This window comes from Paraburkholderia sp. JHI2823, assembly GCF_038900695.1.
Lineage (GTDB): Bacteria > Pseudomonadota > Gammaproteobacteria > Burkholderiales > Burkholderiaceae > Paraburkholderia > Paraburkholderia mimosarum.
The window spans coordinates 1-438 of the sequence record NZ_JAYMRY010000282.1 but is presented as its reverse complement, the minus strand read 5'-3'; the positions used below and the strand labels follow the sequence as shown (position 1 = coordinate 438).

At 67.4% G+C, this 438-nt stretch carries 1 pseudogene; it reads right to left on the bottom strand.

Features of this window, described 5'->3' with window-relative positions:
* Positions 1-438: pseudogene (locus VSR34_RS38680) on the bottom strand (TetR/AcrR family transcriptional regulator); the annotation flags it as partial.

Below are 438 nucleotides of genomic sequence, written 5' to 3'. Positions count from 1 at the left end.
CCCTGCGCGCCGCCGTCGGTTGCATCGCCTAGCACGGCGGCGAACAAGGCCAGTTGCGTGCCGTCCGGCAACGGCGCCTTCAACGCGGCGACCATCAGCGACGCAAGGCGCGTGATCAGTTGCAGATCGTTCATCGACTTGCCTTGCGAGAACTCGGCCATCAGGCTGTCGGTATCGGTGCCGGCGAGCACGCCCGACACCGCACCGATCGCGAAGAGCAGCCGCCCGCCGAGCTCCTCGCGCGGCAGATGCGGCAGCGCGCGCTGAAACGCGTCGAAGAAGCGCAGGGCCACCGACTCGTAATGCGCGTTCAGAAAGTCGCGGATGAACGACGACGGATCGGTATAGGCACGCCCGAGCAGGCGCAGAAACGTGTTGCCGCCGACACGCGGATCGCGCGACAGACGCAGCGCCGGAATGAACATCGCGCCCAGCAGG